Genomic DNA, 20,455 nt, shown 5'->3' with positions numbered 1-20,455 from the left:
GGAACAATGTTGACCGATGCGCGCCACCTGCCTATGTCAGCGCCCCAGTGAGGGCGGGTAGCTCAGTGGTAGAGCACGTGACTTTTAATCATGTGGTCGAGGGTTCGATCCCCTCCCCGCTCACCAATCAAGACAAATCCCATTCGCCATCCCCTGGCAGGCCGTCTGCAGGCGAGACCGGTCAGGACACTTCGGACCAGGCGGGCTTGCGATAAGGCGCTGCCCGCTCGTCGAAGCTTGTCCACCCCTCGCGCTCGTATTCGGAGCGACGCAGGGCAGCATCGATCGGGCTGGCGCCGTCCATGATCTTCTCGATGGCCGCGACATGGCCGTCGCTCGTCCGGACCGAAAGGACGGTGCCGCCACGACGAACGGTTTCCGCGAGGAAGTGCGCTTCGTCATCACCGATTCCCGCTCCGGTCATGGCGCTGATCAAGCTGCCAGCGGCGGCACCGGCCGTCGCGCCGACCGCAAGCGTGCCGAAAATCCAGCCGGCCGCCAGCACCGGGCCTACGCCTGGAAGCGGCAGAGCGGCCAATCCGGCCATGAGACCCGCGCTGCCGCCCAAGACGCCGCCAACTTCGGCGCCTCTTGCCGCGTCGGCTTCAACCTTGTCCGGGCTGTTGCTGAGGATGGTGATGTCCTCGGATGGAAGACCGGCCGCCTCAAGGCGGGTCACGGCCGTCTCGGCATCGGCGTAGCTCTCGTATGAGCGCGTGACTATGCTTGCCATGATGCAACTCCTTCACTGGAATGCACTTCTGGGACGAACCGGCCGAGACGGTTCTTGTTCCGTGCGGGCGTCAGCCTAGGCGGCTGACGGAACCGCCGCGCCTTAGCAGCGGGCGCTTCTGCGGCGGCATCTGTCCACCGGGCCAAGCGTCATATCCGGGCGCGATTTCTCCGGCATAGCCGTCGAGCTCCCAGCAGCGCCAGCGCTGGTATTCGGCTGCCGTCGTTCCTTCCGAGCAGACGCGCCATTGCGAGCGCTCCCAGAAGGCCGTGGCGGGCGTCGCCACGCCCAAGCCGAAAGCGGCAAGGGCGAGAATTGCGAGGTTCCTGCTCATCCGTCGGGCTCCGGGCTGCAGCTATACACAGCCAGCAAACGCGGTGGGGTCTTACCGAAGCGCTAAGTTACCGGCGTTTTTGCGCTTCTGCGTCAAACGCCGGGCATTTGGCTACCCTAACGCGAACCAAAACGCCGATCCTGCGTTGTTCGATCATTCGGCAGGGGGGAACGACAGGAGGATACCGATGTACAAGCGTCACGTTGCATTGACGGCTATCGGCGGCGTCATGCTTGCCGCCGCTGCTGTTGCGCAGACCTCTTCGCCCTCGAACCAGCCGCCGAGCCCGCAGCCGACCTCGCCGTCGACCAGCGCTCCGGCAGCTCCGGCACCGGCCGCTGAAACGGCGAAGGCTCCGGAGAACAACCTCGCTGGCCAGGGCAAGTGGCGGGCTTCGAAGCTGATGGGCGTCGACATCTATGGCCCCGACAACAAGAAGGTCGGCGACGTCACCGAGGTCGTGTTCGACAAGACCGGCAAGATTGAGATCGTCACCGTCGGCGTCGGCGGCTTCCTCGGCATCGGCACGAAGGATGTCGCGATCCCGTTCGAGCAGGTGCAGTGGAGCGAGGAGCCGATGGTCACGCCGGCCCCTGCCCCGTCGGGCGGAACCGGTGCGGGCGGCAGCAGCGCTGGTGGCAGCACCGCGATGAACGCGCCGCCGGCGGCCAAGAAGGGCCCGGAGATGTATCCGGATCACGGTAAGATCACGATGACCAAGGAGCAGCTGACCTCCGCTCCGGCCGTGACCTACGCAGCCCGCTGATCGAACGTTGATCGGCTGCCAATGGGCTCGCCCCTCGCGGGGCGGGCCTTTTTCTCGCTGCTCAATCAGTCGTCGAAGATCGCCCACAGCTGCAGCAGCGCTTCGGGCAGATCGTCGGCGATCAGCCCCATGCCGAGCTTCTCGCCGGCCCGCCCATGCAGCCAGACCGCCGCACAGGCCGCTTCGAAGGCCGGCATCTTCTGCGCCAGCAGGCCCGCGACGATGCCGCCGAGGACGTCTCCCGAGCCGGCCGTCGCCAGCGCGGGCGAGCCGGTGTCGTTGATCGCGGCGCGCCCGTCGGGGGCCGCGACGACCGTGTCCGGGCCTTTGAGGACAACGACCGCCCCGGTCAGCCGGGCCGCCTGCCGCACCCGCGCGAGCTTGCCGCGCTCGTGCTCGAAACCTTGAGCCTCGCCGAAGACGCGTCTGAACTCTCCCTCATGCGGCGTCAGCACGGAAGGGGTGGTGCGTTGGCGCGGGAGATCCGCGAAGCTTGGCTGTGCGCCGATATGAGTCAGTGCATCTGCGTCAAAGACGCAAGGCGCCTCACCGCGCAAGGCAACCTCCACCCAGGAGCACGCCTCCGCATCGAGACCGAGCGCCGGTCCGATCAGCAGCGCGTCGAGCTTGCGCGCCGACAGCGCCGCCTCGAAGGCCGGAGCGTCGGCCGCCGCCGCTTGCATCAGCGCATCGGGGCCGCGCCCCGCATGGGCCGCCAGCGCCTCCGGCCGGCAGATGATTGTCGCCAGGCCCGCCCCGATGCGCAGCGCCGCGCGAGCGCCCAGTCGCGGTGCCCCGACGCCGGATAGCCCGCCTGCTGCGACGGCGACCGCGCCGCGGGAATATTTGTGGACGCCGGCGGCATGATCCGGCAGCCGGGCGCGCCAAAGAGTCGGAGCATTGCGGAAAACCAACGGCTCGATCCTGCCCGGCGCGAAGACGATCTCGGGGCGAATGCCGATATCGGCGAGCGTGACGACGCTGCAAAGGGCACGACCGGGATAAAGAAGGTGTCCCGGCTTCAGCCGGAAGAAGGTCACGGTTTCGTCGGCACGGATGGCGGGCCCGTCAGTGAGCCCGGTATCGCCATGGACGCCGCTCGGCACGTCGACCGCGATCACGGTCCGGCCCGCCGCGTTGACGCGCTCGGTCAGGGTCGCGAGCTCGCCGGAGAGCGGCCGGGTGAGGCCGGCGCCGAACAAGGCGTCGATCACGATGTCATGCCGGGCCGGCTCGACGCCCTCGATTGCCTCGATCGTGCCGGTCCAGCTTTCCGCCGCCAGGGCGGCATCTCCCTTCAGGGCTGCCGGCTCACCGACGAGCGCCAGCGTCACGCGGCAGCCGCGCTCCGCCAGGAGACGGGCCGCGACGAAGCCGTCGCCGCCATTGTTGCCGGGGCCGCAGAGGACGAGGACGCGCTGGCCGGGCCGGATGCGTCGCGTCACCGCATCGGCGACCGCCCTGCCCGCCTTGTCCATCAGGACGATGCCCGGCGTGCCGGCGGCGACCGTCGCCGCATCTGCTGCCGCCATCTCGGCAACGCTGAGCAAGGCAAGGGCGGCGGGAGACGCGTCAACCATGGTAAGATCATTGTCCGCCAGCCCACGCGCTGGCAAGGAAACAGCGTCACATCCACGATTGCACTTGATATAGGCACTTGCATAATTTTTGGACTGTTTTTCGCCTCTTCAACAGGCGGTTTGCCCCAGGGGGCGTCATGGCGGCCCGCCTGCGCCGATGCTATGAGCAGATCAGGCGAGGTTTTGCTGGGCGCGCCGAGGTTGATCCGGGCTGGCCGCCATGGTCAGAACGGAGGAAAGCCGCGTACAGTGTTGCAAGCTCACGCCAAGGAGGTCGGTCGGCGCATGAAGAAGATCGAAGCGATCATCAAGCCCTTCAAGCTCGACGAGGTTAAGGAGGCGCTGCAGGAGGTCGGCCTCCAGGGCATCACGGTGCTCGAGGCGAAGGGTTTCGGTCGTCAGAAGGGCCATACCGAGCTCTATCGCGGCGCCGAATACGTGGTCGACTTCCTGCCGAAGGTGAAGATCGAGATCGTGCTGGCCGACGACATGGTCGAGCGCGCGATCGAGGCGATCAAGAAGGCGGCCCAGACCGGCCGCATCGGCGATGGCAAGATTTTTGTATCGAGCGTGGAGGGGGCGATCCGCATCCGCACCGGCGAGTCCGGCGCGGATGCGATCTGAGGAATTTTCCCGACACCCAAGGAATGCGCGTGCTGGCGGATCTGAAGCCCCGCAGGCCGTGTCTGTTGTGAGACCCTAGCAGTCGACAAAGGAAGTCGTGAGATGAAGAACGCCAAAGAGGTCCTGAAGGCGATCAAGGACAATGACGTCAAATACGTCGACTTCCGCTTCACCGATCCGCGCGGCAAGTGGCAGCACGTCACCTTCGACGTCTCGATGATCGACGAAGAGATTTTCGCCGAGGGCACGATGTTCGACGGCTCCTCGATCGCCGGCTGGAAGGCGATCAACGAGTCCGACATGCTGCTGATGCCCGATCCGACGACGGCCTGCATCGACCCGTTCTTCTCGGCCTCGACCATGGTCATCAACTGCGACGTGCTCGAGCCGGCGACCGGCGAGCCCTACAGCCGCGACCCGCGCGGCATGGCCAAGAAGGCCGAAGCCTACCTCAAGTCGACCGGCATCGGCGACACCGTCTATGTCGGCCCCGAAGCCGAATTCTTCGTCTTCGACGACGTCAAGTTCTCGGCCGACCCGTACAACACCGGCTTCAAGCTCGACAGCGTCGAGCTGCCGATCAACGGCCAGACCGAGTACGAAGGCGGCAATCTCGGCCACCGCATCGCGATCAAGGGCGGCTACTTCCCGGTTCCGCCGCAGGATTCGGCGCAGGACATGCGCGGCGAGATGCTCGCGGCCATGGCGGCGATGGGCGTCAAGGTCGAGAAGCACCACCATGAGGTCGCCTCGGCCCAGCACGAACTCGGCATGAAGTTCGACACGCTGACGCATATGGCGGACCAGATGCAGGTCTATAAGTACGCCATCCACAACGTGGCCCAGAGCTACGGCAAGACCGCGACTTTCATGCCCAAGCCCGTCTATGGCGACAACGGCTCGGGCATGCACGTCCACCTGTCGATCTGGAAGGGCGGCAAGCCGCTCTTCGCCGGCAACAAGTACGCCGACCTGTCGCAGGAGTGCCTGTGGTTCATCGGGGGCGTGATCAAGCACGCCAAGGCACTGAACGCCTTCACCAACCCGTCGACCAACTCCTACAAGCGCCTGGTCCCGGGCTATGAGGCCCCAGTGCTGCTCGCCTACTCGGCGCGCAACCGCTCGGCCTCCTGCCGTATTCCGTGGACGACCTCGCCGAAGGCCAAGCGCGTCGAGGTCCGCTTCCCCGATCCGATGGCGAACCCCTATCTCGCCTTCGCAGCGCTGACGATGGCCGGCCTCGACGGCATCCTCAACAAGATCGACCCCGGCCCGGCGATGGACAAGGACCTCTACGACCTGCCGCCGCGCGAGCTGAAGAAGATCCCGACCGTCTGCGGCTCGCTGCGCGAGGCGCTTGATGCGCTCAAGAAGGACAACGCCTTCCTCAAGGCTGGCGGCGTTTTCACCGACGACTTCATCGAGAGCTATATCGAGCTCAAGATGCAGGACGTGGCGCGCTTCGAGATGACGCCGCACCCGGTCGAATTCACGATGTACTATTCCTACTGAGCCTCAAGCTCGGACGGGATTTCCTCCCGACTGCGGCGATCCGCAGTCCACCTTGCGAACCGGGGCGGCGACGCCCCGGTTTTTTATTGGGCCGTGACCAACGGATCAGCCCATGCTTTTTCTTGCCGGGACATGAAGGAGCAGCCAGGGATTAAGCGTTCCGTAGCGGATCGACATTATTGGATCGGGCGATCCTGCCACGACGAAACGAGGCGACCATGCTGCGGATCAGCGAGACGCGCGGGACCTACACCATCCGCCGCGCCTACGATCTTCTGGCCAAGGCCATCGTTCCCGGCAGCAGAAAGCACTTGCCCGCCGCGCCGCGACTGGCCGTCATACCGACCGACTATCTCGGCATCTCGATCATCGGCAACGGCATCTACGAGCGTCGCGAAATCGAGTTGCTCAGGAACCTGTTTCGTACCCGCAATCTCCAGGACACGACCTTTCTCGACATCGGCGGCAATATTGGAAACCATTCTGCCTCGCTGGCGGCATCATTCGCCGAAGTGATCGCCTTCGAGCCCAATCCGCCGATCGCCTCGCTGTTCAAGACCAATCTCCTGCTCTCTGGGACCAGCAATGTCCGGCTGCACGAGGTCGGGCTGGGGCGGGAGGACGCCGAGCTTCGCTTCTCGCTGCTCCAGGCGGGCAATGACGGCAGCGGCAGCTTCGCCTCGGGCAAGGGCGACATCGTGCTGCCAGTCCGCCATGGCGATCGATATCTGGCGCAACACGAGCCGGAGATCTCAAACGGCGCGCAACGGATCGGCTTCGTGAAATGCGATGTCGAAGGCTTCGAGGCCGATGTCTTCGCCGGGCTGTGCGGGACCTTCGCGCAACATCGCCCGCTGCTCACCTTCGAGAGCAACCACAGGCCGGACGGCGAGAAAGCCTGGGCCGAGCTGCGGGCCGCCGGCTATGATACGCTGTCATGCCTGCGCGAGACCGGTGACGATGGCAGCCGCCCGCTTCAGGAACTGAAGCGGCTGGTGCTGGGCTATTCCTGCTGGGCGGAAGAGATCCGCAGCATTCCCGACCGGCGCTGCAATCTGATCGCGAGTTTCGGTCCGCTGGAGCCGGCAGCCTGACTCAACGCAAGCTTAGGAAAGCTGTGAGATAGACGACGCCTCAATCTCCGCACGGCCGCAGGCGCATGCACTCCCCTTCCTCCGCCCCATCCGTCGTCATCTTCGGTTCGGCCAGGCCCGTCACCTGCGCGGTGATGGATTATGCTTATCGGCTCGCTGACGCTGTCAATGCGCTGCGGCCGGGCCTTGTCGCGATCCGGACGATCGAGCCGGGGCAGCCAGCCGCCTTCATCGGCGCGCTCGCGCAGGAGCTGCGCCGCGACCGCATCGTGCATTTCCAGATGCCGATCGAGGGCTGGGGCAACAGCGTCGTCCCGGGCTCGGCGCTGATGGCGGCGCGGCTGATGACACGCAAGGGCCGCATCGCGATCACCCTGCATGAATGGGCCTCGCTCAACCGGCTGCGCTATCTCTCGATGGTGCCGGACATTCTGGCCTGCGACGGCTTCGTCTTCGTCTCGCCGCAGCAGCGCGAGGCCTTCCAGACGACGCCGCTGGTTGGCGCGGCAAAGAAGCAGGCTGCCCCGATCATTCCGATCGGCCCCAACATCATGCCGGCGCGGATCGATCCGGAACGGGTCGCGGCGGAGCGGGCGAAGCTGCGCGGCAACGGTGCAGCCAAGGCCGACGTCGTCGTCGGCTATTTCGGCGTGCTCTACGCCAGCAAGCGCCCCGACGTCCTGCTGCGCACGACGCAGGCGCTGCACGGGCGCGGCGTCAAGGCTCGCCTGCTGATCTGCGGCGACTTCCTCTGGGACAAGCCCGGGGATCGCGAAGCGTTCCTCGCGCTGGCGCGTGAACTCGGCGTCGCCGACTGGCTCGATTTCCGCGGCCGGATCGATGACGAAAGCGAGCTGATGGCGACGCTCTCGGCCGCCGACGTCTTCCTGCTGCCCTTCACCGACGGGATCAGCACGCGGCGCGGCAGCTTCCAGGCGGTCAGCCAGCTCGCGATCCCGCTGGTCTCGACGGAAGCCGAGAGGCAGGACGAGTTCGCGCTAGCCCCGCCGCTGAAGGCGAAGATCGACAACCCTGCGACGGTGCTATGCCCGGTCGACGCCGCGCCCGAGCACTTCGCCGAGGCCGTACTCGCGGCCCAGGCCCGCAAAGCCGATGCGATCGGTGTCGACCTCGCCAAGCTATGGGACGAGGCTGCCCTCGCCCATCTTGCCTTCTACGATGGCTTGAAAGCGCCTGCTTGAGGCGTCAGCGCAACGCGACGATCGCCAAGCCGATCAGCGCGACGATGGCAGCGGCCCACCAGAGCCGGCGCAATTGCGCGGTCTCGGCGTCATGCCGCGTCTCGAAGCCGGACAGCTCCTCATAGGCGAAGGACTCGCCAGCGAAACGCGCGGCCCGCTCGAGGCCGGCGATGCGGATCTTGGGTACTGCCGAACGCGACGCCACGTGACTTCCCCCCAAATGCCAGCTTAGCCGAATGCGTGCCCGGGACCAGTCCCGATTCGCATGACGATGATGAGATCGCGGCCGTTAACGGCTCCTGAACCGGCGAGCCGCGGCCGCGGTTCCATGGCCGGCTGTGCCATCTTCGGATGACGGTTCGGCGACGGCCCCGCTCATCCGGACTTCCGGCGGCAATCCGATCGGTTTATTGCGGATGACGGGCGGGCTATAGGGGCTCCGGCAAGCGGCCCGCATGCCGATACGATATCCTGCGGATCAAGCGAATCAGCGAGCGCGGTGACGATGGCGGACGATCTTTTCGGCGATGACGGCGGCAAGGAGATGCGCGAGGAATCGCGTGCGCCCGCCCCTGCGCCGAAGCCGGCTGCGCGCCCTGCCCCCGCCCCGCGCAGCGGCACGCCGTCCGAAGCCGGGTATGACGCTTCGGCCATCGAGGTGCTCGAAGGGCTGGAGCCGGTGCGGCGGCGGCCCGGCATGTATATCGGCGGCACTGACGAGCGGGCGCTGCATCACCTCTTCGCCGAGGTGATCGACAACGCCATGGACGAGGCGGTGGCGGGCCATGCCAGCTTCATCGATGTCGAGCTCTTCGCTGACGGCTCGCTCGCCGTCACCGACAATGGCCGCGGCATGCCGATCGACCCGCATCCGAAGTTCCCGGACAAGTCGGCGCTCGAAGTGATCATGACGATCCTGCATGCCGGCGGAAAGTTCGACTCCAAGGTCTACGAGACCTCGGGCGGCCTGCACGGTGTCGGCGTCTCCGTCGTCAACGCGCTCTCCGACCTGGTCGAGGTCGAGGTCGCGCGCGGCCAGATGCTCTATCGGCAGACCTTCTCGCGCGGCCTTCCGCAAGGGCCGCTGGAGACGGTCGGGCGCGCCCCGAACCGGCGCGGCACCCGCGTGCGCTTCCATCCCGACGCGCAGATCTTCGGCGAGGGCGCGCATTTCGTCCCGGCGCGGCTGTTCCGCATGGCGCGCTCGAAAGCCTACCTCTTCGGCGGCGTCGAGATCCGCTGGCGCTGCGCGCCCTCGCGCTTACAGCCCGAGGGCGACGTCGCGGCCGAGGCGGTGTTCAAGTTCCCGGGAGGTCTGCGCGACTATCTCGCCCGCGAGATCGAGGGCAAGGACCTCGTCGCCGAGCCGATCTTCTCCGGCAAGATCACCAAGGACGGCGGCCACGGCTCGCTCGAATGGGCGGTCGCATGGCTCGCAACCGGCGAGGACGGCTTCTCCTCGTCTTACTGCAACACGATTCCGACGCCGGAAGGCGGCACGCACGAACAGGGCCTGCGCATCGCTTTGCTGCGCGGCCTGCGCGACCATGCCGAGCGTATCGGCCAGTCCAAGCGCATGGCGCAAGTCACTGCCGACGACGTGATGGCGACCTGCGCCGCCATGCTCTCGGTCTTCATTCGCGAGCCGGAGTTCCAGGGCCAGACCAAGGACAAGCTGGCGACGCTGGAGGCCGCTCGCATCGTCGAGAACGCGATGCGCGACGCCTTCGACCATTGGCTCGCCGCCTCGCCGCAGCAGGCGCTGAAGCTGCTCGACTGGTCGGTCGACCGGGCCGAGGAGCGCCAGCGCCGCCGGCTCGAAAAGGAGGTTTCGCGCAAGACCGCGACGCGCAAGCTCCGCCTCCCCGGCAAGCTCGCCGATTGCAGCTCCGCCGGAGCGGCCGGTTCCGAGCTCTTCATCGTCGAGGGCGACTCGGCCGGCGGCTCGGCCAAGCAGGCCCGCGACCGCGCGACGCAGGCGATCCTTCCCTTGCGCGGCAAGATCCTCAACGTCGCCAATGCGACGCGCGACAAGCTCAACGCCAACCAGCAGCTCGCCGACCTGATCCTGGCTCTGGGCTGTGGCATAGGCACGCAGTTCCGCGAGGACGACCTGCGCTACGAGAAGGTCATCGTGATGACCGACGCCGATGTCGACGGCGCGCATATCGCCTCGCTGCTGGTGACCTTCTTCTGGCGCCAGATGCCGCGCCTGATCGAGAAGGGCCATCTCTATCTCGCCGTGCCGCCGCTCTATCGCCTCCAGCACGGCGGCAAGAGCGTCTACGCCCGCAACGACGCCCACAAGGACGAGCTCATCGACACCGTGTTCAAGGGCAAGAAGCCGGAAATCAGCCGCTTCAAGGGCCTGGGCGAGATGATGCCGGCCCAGCTCAAGGAGACGACCATGGATCCGAAGAAGCGGATCCTGCTCAAGGTCATGGTCGATCACGAGGCCAAGGAAGAGACATCCGACACGGTCGAGCGGCTGATGGGCAACAAGCCCGAGGCGCGCTTTCTCTTCATCCAGGAACGGGCCGCCTTCGCCGGCGAGCTGATCGACCTGTGAAATCCGCCATGGCGGCTTGCGCGCCGGGCTCCCCCGCAAACACGCCGGGCTGCCTCGCGATCGGCATGCGCACACATTGCGCGCATGCCGACCGACCCGCACGATACCGACCATGACTTCGCGCAGCGCGACACTTCCCAGACCTATCTCTGGCCGTTGAGCGCATGGGCGAGCCTCCTGCCTCTTCACCTCGACGCGATGCCCAGGCCTCGGCCCAGGTTTCGCTCTGGGCCGATCTCGAAATCTTCCACGCCGTTGCCGCGAGCGGCGGCCTTTCTCTGGCGGCCGCGGCACTCGGACTGAGCGAGACCACCGTCGCGCGGCGGCTGAAGGCTTTCGAGGCGCGGCTCGGCCTGCCCTTGTTCAAGCGCGGCGCCAACCGTCTGATCCCGACGGAGACCGGGCTTGCGCTCGCCGCAGATGCGGCCGCGGCGGCCGAAGCCGTGGCGCGCTTCGAGACCCGGGCGAAGGCTGCCCGCATTCGCGACGACGCGCCGGTGCGCGTCACCGCGACGACCTCGATCAGCCTGTTCCTGACCCAGCACGCCACCCGGCTCTCTGCCGCCTCCGGCGGCGTCGAGATCGTCATCATCAGCACCCGAGAACGGCTCGATCTGGCCCGCGGCCAGGCCGAGATCGCGATCCGCATGCGCAGGCCGCCGCAGGAGCCCGGATATTTCGGCCAGAAGGTCGGCAAGCTGGCGCAGGCCTTCTACGTTCGCCGCGACGCCGATCCCGCGACCGCACCGGTGATCTCGGTCAGCCGGGACGTCTCGTCGCGGATCGAGCAGCACATCCTCGCCTGGGCGGCAGGCCGGCCGATCGCGGCCCGCGTCGGCGATTCCGCCGCGCGCTATGAGAGCATCCGTTCGTCCGGCGCGGTCTCCATGGCGCCCTGCTTCCTGGCCGATGCCGATGCGGCTCTGGTCCGCCTGGAGGAGCCGCCCGAGGCGACGGCCGACGAGATCTTCCTGGTCTCGCATGAGAGCACCCGGCAGCGCGCGGCGGTGCTGGCCACGCTGGAGGCGCTGCGCAAGCTGTTCCGCGAGCACCGCGGGCGGCTCGAAGGACGCAGCTGAAGCATCAGCGCAGCGCTACGAGGTCTGGATGCCGAGATAGAGGCAGTAGAACGGCATCGTCCAGTTGTGCATGTAGTCGTATTCGCCGTCGGTCTTCAGGCGAAAATTCGCCCATTCATTGCTCCAGCGTCCCACCGGCAGGAAATCGGAGCCGGGCAATGGCGGCCCCTGCGAGGTCACGCCGCTGCGGAACAGCCGCTTCTTGCCCTTGGAAACCGCCGGCCTGGTCTGCGGCACGGGGTCGATGGCGTAGCTCGCCGCGATGTCGAACTGCTTCTCCGCATGCGAGACGAACAGATTGTGGTCGCTGATCCCGCTGGAGAAGGTCATCGTCTCCAGAGTGTTGAACGAGAAGGCGCCATTGGTGAGGTCGCTCATCTCGGTCAGCACCTGGCGCAGGAAGGCCGCATCCCTGGCGAACGGCCCGAGTTCGCCGCCGGCGGCGCCGGAGCGGACGATCTGCATGTAGCCGAGATTACGCTTCTGTGCCGCGAGTGTCTGGGCGCCCCAGCGATTGACGACGTGATTGAGCAGCACGTAGTCGATCAACGGCTTCGACAACGGATTGGTCCAGTTCAGCGCCGCGAGCCGGGCCCGCGTCTTCGGCCCCTGCCCACCGAAGCCATGGCTGATGCAGACAAGCAGGCGATCCGGTTTGACCTGCGCCGGCAGCAGCAGGATCACCGCACGCTCGACCCCATCCTTGTTGCGGGCAGCGAAGATCGCAAGCCGCCCCGTCGTCATCGGCATGATCTGGAAGTCCAGCGGCGGGCCACCTGCCCCCTGCCTGTAGGTCGCGGTCTGGATCACGGCGATCGACGGGATGACCTGGGTGATCAGGTTGTTGGCGGAGGGAAAGCCCGGATAGAGCTGATCGGTGATCAGCCGGACCGCCGAGGGCTTTCTGGGCTCCGGCATCGGCGGCGGCACCGGCAGGATCTTGTTGAGATCCTTGAGCAGGTTCTCGAGCAACTGCATCGTCAACGGGCCGACGACGCCGTCCTTCTCGAGTTGGTTGTTGCCTTGGAACTCCAGCACGCGGCCATGTGTGCGCGTGCCGAAAATGCCGTCGGCGACGAGCTTGACGAGCCGCGTCGGCAGCAGGTTGAGTTGGTTCTGCAACAGCCGGACTGGCTCGCCACGCGCACCCAGCTTCAGCATGCGACGCCCCTTTGACGGTGACGACTAGCGGGTATCCCAACGTAAGGCCTTCCTCCGCAACAAGCGATGGCGATCTGAAGCAGAGACGCTTCGCTAACCAAGTTTTTACAGCCGCCGTCGCATGCTTTCGCTTGTCGGCGTCTGACGCCCTTTGCTTTCCGGAGTTCCGCGATGCGCCTCGTCATCGCCTTCCTGCGCAACAAGCGCGGCACCATGATCGCCGATGTCGCCAAGGCCGGCGCCGCAATCGCCTTCCTCTCCGTCATCGCCGCCAATTTCGTCTCGAGCCAGACGGCGCAGCTCGACCGGGAAACGATGCGTCAGGTCGCTCAAGCCGCAGCCAAGGGGCAGGTCGTCGATCCGCTGGTCACCGGCTCGATTGTCAAACGAGCCAACGAGATCAAGCTCGACCCCTGCGTGGTTCCGCGCTGAGGCTCAAGCGAGCCAGTCCAGCAGCGCCGGCGTGACGATATCCGGCGCCTCCAGTGTCGACAGGTGGCCGCAGCCCGGCACCTCCAGATAGCGCGCCTGCGTCCCGATGCCGGCAGCGATCTCGCGCGCCTCATCGGGCGGCGTGATCGCATCTTCCGCACCGACCACGACCAGTGTCGGAACGGCGATCGTCGCGAGGACCGGCCGCGCATCGGAGCGGCCAATGATCGCGCGTTGCTGGCGGATGAAGCCGGCGGGCCCGACCGCTTCCGCCATTGCCCTGACCTGCAGCCGCAGCGCTTCGTCGGCCAACCGGTCGGGCGCGACCAGCTTCTGCCAGAGCACGGTCACGACATTGTCGAAAACGCCCTTCTCCGCCAGTGCGATCATCTGGTCGCGCGGCGCATTGGTCTCAGGAGTCGGTGGCTTGGCGGTGGTGTCGAGCAAAGCGAGCCGCGTCACACGTTCCGGCGCGCGCCGCATCACTTCGAAGGCGACATAACCGCCCATCGACAGCCCGCACAGGGCGAAGCGCTCCGGTGCGGCCGCGAGCAAACGCTCGACCATGGCGGGGATCGTGTCGTCGGTGGCTGTTTCGGCAACCAGAATCTGCCGCCCTGGCGCCAGGGCCGGCCATTGCGGAGCATAGAGGGCGGGCGTGCAGTTGAGCCCTGGAATCAGGACGAGCGGCTCGGGAATCCTGGTCTGCGTCGCAAGCATTCTTCAGCAACCTCACTGGAGCCGGAACCGCTCGGGTTGAATCCCCCGGCCAGGGAAACCGACTCCGATTTTGAGTTCAAAGAGCGTTTTAACTGTCCGCTCGCGATGCGAGCAGATTGGAACGGGCTCTAGAATGTTGACTTTGCCCTGTTTTTTCTGCATTGCACGGGCGTCCGAAGGCGCGCAACCCAGCAAAGTCGCGCCAGCGTTGCGGTCGATCGGTCATCCCGCCACGTGTCCCCGACCCTTGAGAAGCGCAACCATCGATGTCTTTTGCCGAACTCGGCCTGAGCGATAAGGTTCTTACGGCGGTCTCCGCCGCTGGCTACACGACGCCCACCCCCATCCAGGCCCAGGCCATCCCCCACGTGCTCGCCCGCAAGGACGTGCTCGGCATCGCCCAGACCGGCACCGGCAAGACCGCTGCCTTCACCCTGCCGATGTTGACGATCCTGGAAACCGGCCGCGCCCGCGCCAGGATGCCGCGTACGCTGATCCTCGAGCCGACACGCGAGCTCGCCGCCCAGGTCGAGGAGAACTTCGTCCGCTACGGCGTCAACCAGAAGCTCTCGGTCGCGCTGCTGATCGGCGGCGTCTCCTTCGGCGACCAGGACGCCAAGATCACCCGCGGCGTCGACGTGCTGATCGCGACGCCCGGCCGCCTGCTCGACCATGTCGAGCGTGGCAAGCTCCTGCTCACCGGCGTCGAGCTGCTCGTCATCGACGAAGCCGACCGCATGCTCGACATGGGCTTCATCCCCGACATCGAGCGGATCTGCAAGCTGGTGCCGTTCACACGGCAGACCCTGTTCTTCACGGCGACGATGCCGCCGGAGATCACCCGGATCAGCGAGCAATTCCTGCACAATCCGGTTCGCGTCGAGGTCGCCCGCCCGGCGACTGCCGCGGCTACGATCACGCAGCGCCTGATCGCCTCGCACAGCCAGGACTACGAGAAGCGCGAGACGCTGCGCCGGCTGATCAAGGACGCCAAGGACTTGCAGAACGCGATCGTGTTCTGCAACCGCAAACGCGATGTAGCAACGCTGCACAAGTCACTGCAGAAGCATGGTTTCCCGGCCGTTGCGCTGCATGGCGACATGGATCAGTACGCCCGTATGGCGGCGCTCGATTCCTTCCGCACCGGCGAGAACCCAATCCTCGTCGCCAGCGATGTCGCGGCGCGTGGCCTCGACATCCCCGCTGTCAGCCATGTCTTCAATTTCGACGTGCCGACCCATGCCGAGGACTATGTCCACCGCATCGGCCGTACCGGCCGCGCCGGCCGGGAAGGCGCTTCCTTCACCATCGTCACCCGCCATGACGACAAGCTCGTCGCCGCGATCGAGAAGCTGACCGGCCAGAGCATCGAGTGGGACGGTCCGGGACTGGAGAGCCTTCCGGCTGCCGAGCCGCGTGAGGAGCGTCGTGGCCGGCGGGGCGATGAACGGCGCGACGGACGCTCACGGCGCGGTCGCGACGGCAAGCCGTCGCGGGGCGAGAGCCGGCCTGAGCGGACCGAGAGCCGACCCGAAAGGGCCGAGGTCGAGGCCATCAGAAGCAACGATGCACCGCGCTCGCCACGCCGCGAAGAGGCGTCCGGCAACGGCGCCCCGCGCGGCAACCGGAGCCGTTCGCATCGCCGCGACGACCTCGATGACGGGCCTGAGGTCAAGGGCCTCGGCGATCACGTCCCGGCCTTCCTGCTCCGCCCTGTCCGCGTCGGCTGAAGCGCGCTTCCTGGCAACCTTGCTTTAACTCCGTCTGCCCTAGGGTCAGGCGCGTAGCGGGCGCGGAAGAATTTCGCGCCCTGCGGGGGACAGGACGTCATGACCACCAGCCAACCGGGCTCGCCGCAGACGCACGATCTCGCCGAACAAGTTGTCGCAGCGATGCGACAGCACTATTCCCCTGGCTACCCCCGCGCTTTCGAAGTCTGGTACGCGCATCTCAGCGGCGAAATGCCGGCGCTGAGCATGGCGATGAGCGCGGTGATCGCCGCCAGCAACGGTGAAGTCGGCGCCGCCGATATCGACACGCTCTACGAGAAATTCATCAGTACCGATCGGATCTCGCGCCAGGCGGAGCGCACCAGCCTACAAGTGCTCACGGAGATCGACAGCATGATGGCGCTGGTCGATCGGGCGCTGAGCTCGAGTGAGCAGTATCACGGCCGGCTCTGCGCGATGTCGGAAGAAGTGCCCCCGTCCGCCGACCGGCAGAAGCTGCGCGAATGGGTCGAGGCGCTGGTGTTGTCGACCCGCGAGGAAGTCGCTCGCAAGACGCAACTCGAAACCCAGCTGCGCGAAAGCGCACACGAGATCCGCAATCTGCGTGAGGCGCTGGAGTCGACGCGCGCCGAAGCGCTGACCGACCCGCTCACCGGCCTCGCCAACCGCCGCCATTTCGAGGAGATGCTGCAGAAGGCGATCGATCAGGCGACGCTACGGCGCGAGCCTTTCGCGCTGGTCATGGCGGATATCGACTTCTTCAAGCACTTCAATGACATGCACGGTCATCTTACCGGAGATCAGGTGCTGCGCCTGGTCGCCAAGACGATGAAGGACAAGTTCAAGGACAAGGCGATCATCACCCGCTTCGGCGGCGAGGAGTTCGCCATCATCCTGCCCGAGGCGGACGTCGTCGCCGGCAAGTTCGGCGCCGAGACCGTGCGCCAGGCGCTGCTTACGCGCGAGCTGGTGAAGCGCTCGACGAATGAGAGCCTCGGGCGCATCACCATCTCGCTCGGCGTTTCCGTCTATCGGCGCGGCGACACGGCAAGCTCGATCGTCGAACGCGCCGACAACGCACTGCTGCAGGCCAAGCGCGACGGCCGCAACCGCACCATCACCGAGGACGCGATCCTGGACGCGGCGAAGGTCGCCTGAGCGGCCTCCGCTGTCCGATCACTGAGCGAGCGCGCTTTCCGAGCGCGGCTTGATCTCGACCGATTCGCCGCAGCCGCAGGCCGAGACCTGGTTCGGATTGTTGAAGACGAAGGTCGAAGAGAAGCGATCCGTCTTGAAGTCGAGCTCGGTGCCGAGCAGGAACAGCACCGCCTTGGCGTCGACGATCACGGTCGCGTCCTTCTCGGTCACGACCTCGTCGCCCCTCCCGGCCGCGCGTGCGATCTCGAAGGTGTACTCCATGCCGGCGCAGCCGCCCTTCTTCACGCCGACGCGCAGACCGAGCGCGGGCGAATCGGGATTGTCGCGCGCCGATTGTGCCATGATCTCGCGAATGCGCGCCGCAGCGGCATCGGTCAGCGAGACCACTTTCAGGCCGGGTATCGAAAACATCCTCGTCCCTCCTCGACCGGATTCAAGGTCCGGTGAAAACAGGATTGCTCACAGCAACATAAGGATTGGTGAGCGCAACGTCGAGATGCGCCGGCCGGGACGGCGCCATTTGCTTGCGTCCATTGCATGCAGAGCAGGCCCGTGCACTCTGCGCTGACCATTCCAGCATACGACAGAGAGCCATGACCTCGTATCGCCTGCACCGGCCCGACGCGCTCCGCGCCCTCGCCCGCGCCATGATCACCGCCGCCGGCTGGAGCGAGGACGAAGCGAACGAAACGGCCGAGCATCTGGTGCTCGCCAATCTCAGCGGCCATGACAGTCATGGCATCGGCATGCTGCCGCTCTATTTCAACTCGCTCGCCGACGGCAATCTGAAGCCTCAGTCCAAGCTCAGCATACGCAGTGAGGCCGGTCCCTTCCTGATCGCCGACGGCAATGTCGCGCTCGGCCAGCCGACCGCGCGCAACGCCGTCGACCGCGCCATCATGATCGCGCAGACCGGCGGCGTCGCCGTGCTCAACCTGCTCGATTCCCACCATATCGGCCGCATCGGCCATTATTCCGAGGTCGCGGCGGCAGCCGGGCTGATCTCGGTGTTCTGGGTCAATGTCGCCGGCCGCCCGCCGATCGTCGCGCCCTTCGCCGCCAAGGAGGCGCGCTTCGGCACCAATCCGATCTCGATCGGCCTGCCCGTGCCGGGCGGCGAGCCGCTGATCCTCGACTTCGCCACCAGCCGCATGGCGCATGGCAAGGCGCGCGTCGCGCTCAACAAGGGCGTGAATGTGCCCGAGGGCTACGTCATCGACGGTGAGGGACGCCCGACGGTCGAGCCCCGGCACGTCTTCGCGCAGCCGGACGTGCCGCTCGGAGCGCTCCTGCCCTTCGGTGATCACAAGGGCGCCGGCCTCTCATTGATCGCCGAACTGCTGTCGGCCGGGCTGATGGGCGCCGCCCGCATCGACGAGAAGCCGCACAAGAGCTGGATCATCAACTCGCTGTTCGGCGTGCTGATCGACCCGGCCCGGCTCGAGCCGGATGCGAACCTGCGCCAGCAGCGGATCGAGAGCTATCTCAAATTCGTCCGCGCCGCCGCCCCGCAGGACCCGTCGCAGCCGGTGCTGGCGCCGGGCGACAAGGAGCGAAAGACGCGGATCGAGCGCGAGCGCGACGGCATTCCGCTCGATGACGAGACCTGGTCGCAGATCGTCGCGGCCGCCAAGGCCCATGGCATTGACGCCGAGAATTTCTAACGACTGTTAGATGACTGGTTTCTCGCGATCGCGGGTGTGCTGCTCGGCGGCCTTCTGGTCCGCCAGCCAGGGCTCGCGGCGGATCGTCCAGAGCTCATAGGCCGGCACGAGTGCGCTCGGAGGGCTGTTCAATGTGCCGAGCTTGATCTCGATCTCGTCGGCCCCTTCCGCCCAGCAGAACAGCGGCGAGCCACAGCTCGGACAGAAGCGCTCGCCACCTGCACGGCTCTGCCAGCAGCCGAGATCGCCCGACACGGTCGCGTTGGCTCGCGGCCAGATGCCGAAATAGGAGAAGGCCGAGCCGGAGCCTTTCCGGCAGGTCTCGCAATGGCAGATGCCGACGCGGATCGGCTCGCCGTCGAGTTCGTAGCGGACCTGCCCGCAATTGCAGCCGCCTGAGAGTTTCATCATCGCCTCGCGTTCTTGAGTGCCAGACCAACGGCGCGCGGCCAAGTTGGGTTCCAGCACGACTACATCACTCCGGCAGGCCGGCCTTGCGGAAGCCATCGACGAAGCGCTCGCGCAACGCTGCATCTCGGAAGGGCTCCATCGCTGCCCAATGGCGGACGCTGAAATCCGGATTGCCGACCAGGAAGAGTTCGGCTTCGGCACGCGCCTCGTCCAGCCGGCCAAGCTGCGCCAGGCTTGCTGCCAAGAAGCGGCGCGAGCTGGTCCGATGGGTCTCGTCCCGGCGCAACGCCTCGACGGCGGCTTTATGCTCACCGGCGGCGTAGAGTGCCTGGCCGAGCGGCAGATAATACCAGCTCGCCGGAAGCGGGTTCAGCCGGAACGCCTTGCGGATGTGTTCGAGGCCTTCCTCGACCCGCCCGGCCAGCACCGTGATGTCGGAGAGCGCCGCCCAGGCGTCGGCCTCGTTGGGATCGAGCGCGAGCGCTTTGGCGAACTCGGCATCCGCCTCGGCGAAGTCGCGCTCATAGGCGAGCAGATACGCCAAGGCCCAACGGCAGCCGGCATCGTTTGGGTCCAGCACGACGGCCTTGCGCGCCAGCTCCAGGGCAGTGCCACGGAAAGCCTCGCTCGGCCCGCCGGAATGGACCCAGCCCATCCAGTGGTTCAAGGCGAGCCAGCGATAGGCCTCGGCATAGTCCGGATCGAGCGCGATCGCGTGCGTCAGCAGCAGATGCGCTTCCTGCGCCGCCTGCGGCGTGTCATCCATCAGCCGACGCGCCCGCACGCAGAGCTCATAGGCCTCGAGGCTCTTCGGCCGCTGCCGCGGTGGCGGCATGCGCAGGCGGCCGAGCAAGGCCTCGACGATCCTGGCGGTGACCTCGTCCTGGACGGCGAAGATGTCGTCCAGCTTGCGATCGAAGCGCTCCGCCCAGAGATGGTCGCCGGTCAACGCGTCGACCAGCTGGGCATTGATGCGCACGCGCCCGGCAGCTTGCCGGACGCTCCCTTCCAGCAAATAGCGCACGCCGAGCTCCTCGGCGATCGCGCGCACGTCCCCCGCCTTGCCCTTGTAGGCGAAGGCCGAATTGCGGGCGATGACGAACAGCTCCGCGGTCCTGGAGAGGTCGGTGATCAGGTCCTCGGTCAGTCCGTCGGCGAAGGTTTCCTGCTCGGGATCGTTGCTGACATTGGCGAAGGGCAGAACCGCGATCGACGGCTTGGCAGGCAGCGGCAAGGATCTGCGCTTCGCAGTATCGCGTTGCTCGACCGCTCCCGCGAAGCGGTAGCCGATCCGCGGGACCGTTGTGATCCACTCGCCGCCGTAGGCGGGCACGCCGAGCAGCTTGCGCAATTGCGCGATCTGGACGGTGAGATTGCCTTCCTCGACAGCCAGACCCGGCCAGGCTGCGTCGAGCAATGCGGACTTGCTCAGGATATCGCCGGGCCGTGCGACAAGCGCTGCGAGGAGCTTCAGCCCGCGATGGCTGACGGCCACGGGCGCATCGTCCCGCAGAAGCGTTCCCAGGCCCGGATCGAGCACGAACGGTCCAAAGGCAAAGCGCGCTCCCTGCATGGGGCGAATCCTTAGTCCGTTTGGAAGTTTTTGGAACTCTTCAGGCGCGCTTGAGTACGGCGCTGCTCTGATCCCGCAGAACGAAACCTCCTTCGCGTCGAGGGCCGTATGCC

At 66.5% G+C, this 20,455-nt stretch carries 20 protein-coding genes and 1 tRNA gene; 12 read left to right on the top strand and 9 right to left on the bottom strand.

Annotated elements, in window-relative coordinates:
* The first annotated feature begins 51 nt into the window (after nucleotides 1-51).
* Nucleotides 52-126, top strand: a tRNA-Lys gene (locus tag ACQKLX_RS00500).
* A 55-nt stretch (nucleotides 127-181) separates the two neighbouring features.
* Here ACQKLX_RS00500 and ACQKLX_RS00495 read toward each other — a convergent pair.
* Both ACQKLX_RS00495 and ACQKLX_RS00490 read right to left on the bottom strand, forming a co-directional pair.
* On the bottom strand, nucleotides 182-733 hold the full coding sequence (locus ACQKLX_RS00495) for a general stress protein (RefSeq protein ID WP_427358501.1): 552 nt from the start codon (nucleotides 731-733) through the stop codon (nucleotides 182-184).
* A 70-nt stretch (nucleotides 734-803) separates the two neighbouring features.
* Nucleotides 804-1,067: a hypothetical protein gene (locus tag ACQKLX_RS00490; RefSeq protein ID WP_427358499.1), complete on the bottom strand. Its 264-nt coding sequence runs from the start codon at nucleotides 1,065-1,067 to the stop codon at nucleotides 804-806.
* A 187-nt stretch (nucleotides 1,068-1,254) separates the two neighbouring features.
* Here ACQKLX_RS00490 and ACQKLX_RS00485 point away from each other — a divergent pair, with 187 nt between their 5' ends.
* Entirely contained in the window at nucleotides 1,255-1,833 is a 579-nt protein-coding gene (locus ACQKLX_RS00485) for a PRC-barrel domain-containing protein (RefSeq protein ID WP_427358497.1), read from the top strand.
* Between the two features lie 65 nt (nucleotides 1,834-1,898).
* Here ACQKLX_RS00485 and ACQKLX_RS00480 read toward each other — a convergent pair whose 3' ends face one another.
* Nucleotides 1,899-3,413 carry an NAD(P)H-hydrate dehydratase gene (locus tag ACQKLX_RS00480; RefSeq protein ID WP_427358495.1) on the bottom strand — a complete coding sequence of 505 codons (1,515 nt, stop codon included), beginning with the start codon at nucleotides 3,411-3,413 and terminating at the stop codon, nucleotides 1,899-1,901.
* Between the two features lie 285 nt (nucleotides 3,414-3,698).
* Here ACQKLX_RS00480 and ACQKLX_RS00475 point away from each other — a divergent pair, with 285 nt between their 5' ends.
* From ACQKLX_RS00475 to ACQKLX_RS00460, 4 genes are all read left to right on the top strand, one after another.
* Nucleotides 3,699-4,037, top strand: coding sequence for a P-II family nitrogen regulator (locus tag ACQKLX_RS00475; RefSeq protein ID WP_057192756.1), 339 nt, complete (start codon nucleotides 3,699-3,701; stop codon nucleotides 4,035-4,037).
* Between the two features lie 102 nt (nucleotides 4,038-4,139).
* Entirely contained in the window at nucleotides 4,140-5,549 is a 1,410-nt protein-coding gene (glnA, locus tag ACQKLX_RS00470; protein ID WP_427358493.1) for a type I glutamate--ammonia ligase, read from the top strand.
* 218 nt (nucleotides 5,550-5,767) lie between these two features.
* Nucleotides 5,768-6,643: an FkbM family methyltransferase gene (locus ACQKLX_RS00465; protein ID WP_427358491.1), complete on the top strand. Its 876-nt coding sequence runs from the start codon at nucleotides 5,768-5,770 to the stop codon at nucleotides 6,641-6,643.
* A 65-nt stretch (nucleotides 6,644-6,708) separates the two neighbouring features.
* Nucleotides 6,709-7,845: a glycosyltransferase gene (locus ACQKLX_RS00460; RefSeq protein WP_427358489.1), complete on the top strand. Its 1,137-nt coding sequence runs from the start codon at nucleotides 6,709-6,711 to the stop codon at nucleotides 7,843-7,845.
* Nucleotides 7,846-7,849: 4 nt separating this feature from the next.
* Here ACQKLX_RS00460 and ACQKLX_RS00455 read toward each other — a convergent pair whose 3' ends face one another.
* Complete coding sequence (locus ACQKLX_RS00455; RefSeq protein WP_427358488.1) at nucleotides 7,850-8,050, bottom strand: hypothetical protein; 201 nt, start codon at nucleotides 8,048-8,050, stop codon at nucleotides 7,850-7,852.
* A gap of 300 nt (nucleotides 8,051-8,350) precedes the next feature.
* Here ACQKLX_RS00455 and parE point away from each other — a divergent pair, with 300 nt between their 5' ends.
* Nucleotides 8,351-10,414, top strand: a complete 2,064-nt coding sequence (gene parE, locus ACQKLX_RS00450; protein ID WP_427358486.1) for a DNA topoisomerase IV subunit B — start codon at nucleotides 8,351-8,353, stop codon at nucleotides 10,412-10,414.
* Nucleotides 10,415-10,578: 164 nt separating this feature from the next.
* The gene (locus tag ACQKLX_RS00445; protein ID WP_427358485.1) at nucleotides 10,579-11,493 is read left to right on the top strand and encodes a LysR family transcriptional regulator; all 915 of its coding nucleotides are present in this window, start codon (nucleotides 10,579-10,581) and stop codon (nucleotides 11,491-11,493) included.
* A 15-nt stretch (nucleotides 11,494-11,508) separates the two neighbouring features.
* On the opposite strand, the gene ACQKLX_RS00440 is transcribed toward ACQKLX_RS00445, so the two are convergent.
* On the bottom strand, nucleotides 11,509-12,654 hold the full coding sequence (locus ACQKLX_RS00440) for a peptidoglycan-binding domain-containing protein (protein ID WP_427358483.1): 1,146 nt from the start codon (nucleotides 12,652-12,654) through the stop codon (nucleotides 11,509-11,511).
* 171 nt (nucleotides 12,655-12,825) lie between these two features.
* On the opposite strand from ACQKLX_RS00440, the gene ACQKLX_RS00435 reads away from it, so the two are divergent.
* Nucleotides 12,826-13,086, top strand: coding sequence for a hypothetical protein (locus ACQKLX_RS00435; protein WP_427358482.1), 261 nt, complete (start codon nucleotides 12,826-12,828; stop codon nucleotides 13,084-13,086).
* Nucleotides 13,087-13,089: 3 nt separating this feature from the next.
* Here ACQKLX_RS00435 and ACQKLX_RS00430 read toward each other — a convergent pair whose 3' ends face one another.
* The gene (locus ACQKLX_RS00430) at nucleotides 13,090-13,806 is read right to left on the bottom strand and encodes an alpha/beta fold hydrolase (RefSeq protein WP_427358481.1); all 717 of its coding nucleotides are present in this window, start codon (nucleotides 13,804-13,806) and stop codon (nucleotides 13,090-13,092) included.
* A 266-nt stretch (nucleotides 13,807-14,072) separates the two neighbouring features.
* On the opposite strand from ACQKLX_RS00430, the gene ACQKLX_RS00425 reads away from it, so the two are divergent.
* Nucleotides 14,073-15,536, top strand: a complete 1,464-nt coding sequence (locus ACQKLX_RS00425; RefSeq protein ID WP_427358479.1) for a DEAD/DEAH box helicase — start codon at nucleotides 14,073-14,075, stop codon at nucleotides 15,534-15,536.
* A gap of 99 nt (nucleotides 15,537-15,635) precedes the next feature.
* Nucleotides 15,636-16,694, top strand: a complete 1,059-nt coding sequence (locus ACQKLX_RS00420) for a GGDEF domain-containing protein (protein WP_427358478.1) — start codon at nucleotides 15,636-15,638, stop codon at nucleotides 16,692-16,694.
* Nucleotides 16,695-16,712: 18 nt separating this feature from the next.
* Here the strand turns inward: ACQKLX_RS00420 and ACQKLX_RS00415 are convergent, their stop codons facing one another.
* A complete protein-coding gene (locus ACQKLX_RS00415) occupies nucleotides 16,713-17,105 on the bottom strand; it encodes a HesB/IscA family protein (RefSeq protein ID WP_427358476.1) in 393 nt (130 codons plus the stop codon).
* Nucleotides 17,106-17,287: 182 nt separating this feature from the next.
* Here ACQKLX_RS00415 and ACQKLX_RS00410 point away from each other — a divergent pair, with 182 nt between their 5' ends.
* Nucleotides 17,288-18,358: a malate/lactate/ureidoglycolate dehydrogenase gene (locus ACQKLX_RS00410; RefSeq protein ID WP_427358474.1), complete on the top strand. Its 1,071-nt coding sequence runs from the start codon at nucleotides 17,288-17,290 to the stop codon at nucleotides 18,356-18,358.
* A gap of 6 nt (nucleotides 18,359-18,364) precedes the next feature.
* Here the strand turns inward: ACQKLX_RS00410 and ACQKLX_RS00405 are convergent, their stop codons facing one another.
* Nucleotides 18,365-18,769 (bottom strand): GFA family protein, encoded by a 405-nt coding sequence (locus tag ACQKLX_RS00405; RefSeq protein WP_427358472.1) that lies wholly within the window; start codon nucleotides 18,767-18,769, stop codon nucleotides 18,365-18,367.
* A gap of 64 nt (nucleotides 18,770-18,833) precedes the next feature.
* The gene (locus ACQKLX_RS00400) at nucleotides 18,834-20,342 is read right to left on the bottom strand and encodes a winged helix-turn-helix domain-containing tetratricopeptide repeat protein (protein ID WP_427358471.1); all 1,509 of its coding nucleotides are present in this window, start codon (nucleotides 20,340-20,342) and stop codon (nucleotides 18,834-18,836) included.
* Between the last annotated feature and the right edge of the window lie 113 nt (nucleotides 20,343-20,455).

Source organism: Allobosea sp. NPDC003192, assembly GCF_050275675.1.
Lineage (GTDB): Bacteria > Pseudomonadota > Alphaproteobacteria > Rhizobiales > Beijerinckiaceae > Allobosea.
The sequence above is the reverse complement of the archived record's forward strand: the minus strand, read 5'-3'. Positions and strand labels throughout refer to the sequence as shown.

What these genes read in the sequence shown, in the direction of transcription:
- ACQKLX_RS00495 (WP_427358501.1), bottom strand. Translation starts at nt 733, where the DNA reads ATGGCAAGCATAGTCACGCGCTCATACGAGAGCTACGCCGATGCCGAG.
- ACQKLX_RS00490 (WP_427358499.1), bottom strand. Translation starts at nt 1,067, where the DNA reads ATGAGCAGGAACCTCGCAATTCTCGCCCTTGCCGCTTTCGGCTTGGGC.
- ACQKLX_RS00485 (WP_427358497.1), top strand. Translation starts at nt 1,255, where the DNA reads ATGTACAAGCGTCACGTTGCATTGACGGCTATCGGCGGCGTCATGCTT.
- ACQKLX_RS00480 (WP_427358495.1), bottom strand. Translation starts at nt 3,413, where the DNA reads ATGGTTGACGCGTCTCCCGCCGCCCTTGCCTTGCTCAGCGTTGCCGAG.
- ACQKLX_RS00475 (WP_057192756.1), top strand. Translation starts at nt 3,699, where the DNA reads ATGAAGAAGATCGAAGCGATCATCAAGCCCTTCAAGCTCGACGAGGTT.
- glnA (WP_427358493.1), top strand. Translation starts at nt 4,140, where the DNA reads ATGAAGAACGCCAAAGAGGTCCTGAAGGCGATCAAGGACAATGACGTC.
- ACQKLX_RS00465 (WP_427358491.1), top strand. Translation starts at nt 5,768, where the DNA reads ATGCTGCGGATCAGCGAGACGCGCGGGACCTACACCATCCGCCGCGCC.
- ACQKLX_RS00460 (WP_427358489.1), top strand. Translation starts at nt 6,709, where the DNA reads ATGCACTCCCCTTCCTCCGCCCCATCCGTCGTCATCTTCGGTTCGGCC.
- parE (WP_427358486.1), top strand. Translation starts at nt 8,351, where the DNA reads ATGGCGGACGATCTTTTCGGCGATGACGGCGGCAAGGAGATGCGCGAG.
- ACQKLX_RS00445 (WP_427358485.1), top strand. Translation starts at nt 10,579, where the DNA reads ATGGGCGAGCCTCCTGCCTCTTCACCTCGACGCGATGCCCAGGCCTCG.
- ACQKLX_RS00440 (WP_427358483.1), bottom strand. Translation starts at nt 12,654, where the DNA reads ATGCTGAAGCTGGGTGCGCGTGGCGAGCCAGTCCGGCTGTTGCAGAAC.
- ACQKLX_RS00435 (WP_427358482.1), top strand. Translation starts at nt 12,826, where the DNA reads ATGCGCCTCGTCATCGCCTTCCTGCGCAACAAGCGCGGCACCATGATC.
- ACQKLX_RS00430 (WP_427358481.1), bottom strand. Translation starts at nt 13,806, where the DNA reads ATGCTTGCGACGCAGACCAGGATTCCCGAGCCGCTCGTCCTGATTCCA.
- ACQKLX_RS00425 (WP_427358479.1), top strand. Translation starts at nt 14,073, where the DNA reads ATGTCTTTTGCCGAACTCGGCCTGAGCGATAAGGTTCTTACGGCGGTC.
- ACQKLX_RS00420 (WP_427358478.1), top strand. Translation starts at nt 15,636, where the DNA reads ATGACCACCAGCCAACCGGGCTCGCCGCAGACGCACGATCTCGCCGAA.
- ACQKLX_RS00415 (WP_427358476.1), bottom strand. Translation starts at nt 17,105, where the DNA reads ATGTTTTCGATACCCGGCCTGAAAGTGGTCTCGCTGACCGATGCCGCT.
- ACQKLX_RS00410 (WP_427358474.1), top strand. Translation starts at nt 17,288, where the DNA reads ATGACCTCGTATCGCCTGCACCGGCCCGACGCGCTCCGCGCCCTCGCC.
- ACQKLX_RS00405 (WP_427358472.1), bottom strand. Translation starts at nt 18,769, where the DNA reads ATGATGAAACTCTCAGGCGGCTGCAATTGCGGGCAGGTCCGCTACGAA.
- ACQKLX_RS00400 (WP_427358471.1), bottom strand. Translation starts at nt 20,342, where the DNA reads ATGCAGGGAGCGCGCTTTGCCTTTGGACCGTTCGTGCTCGATCCGGGC.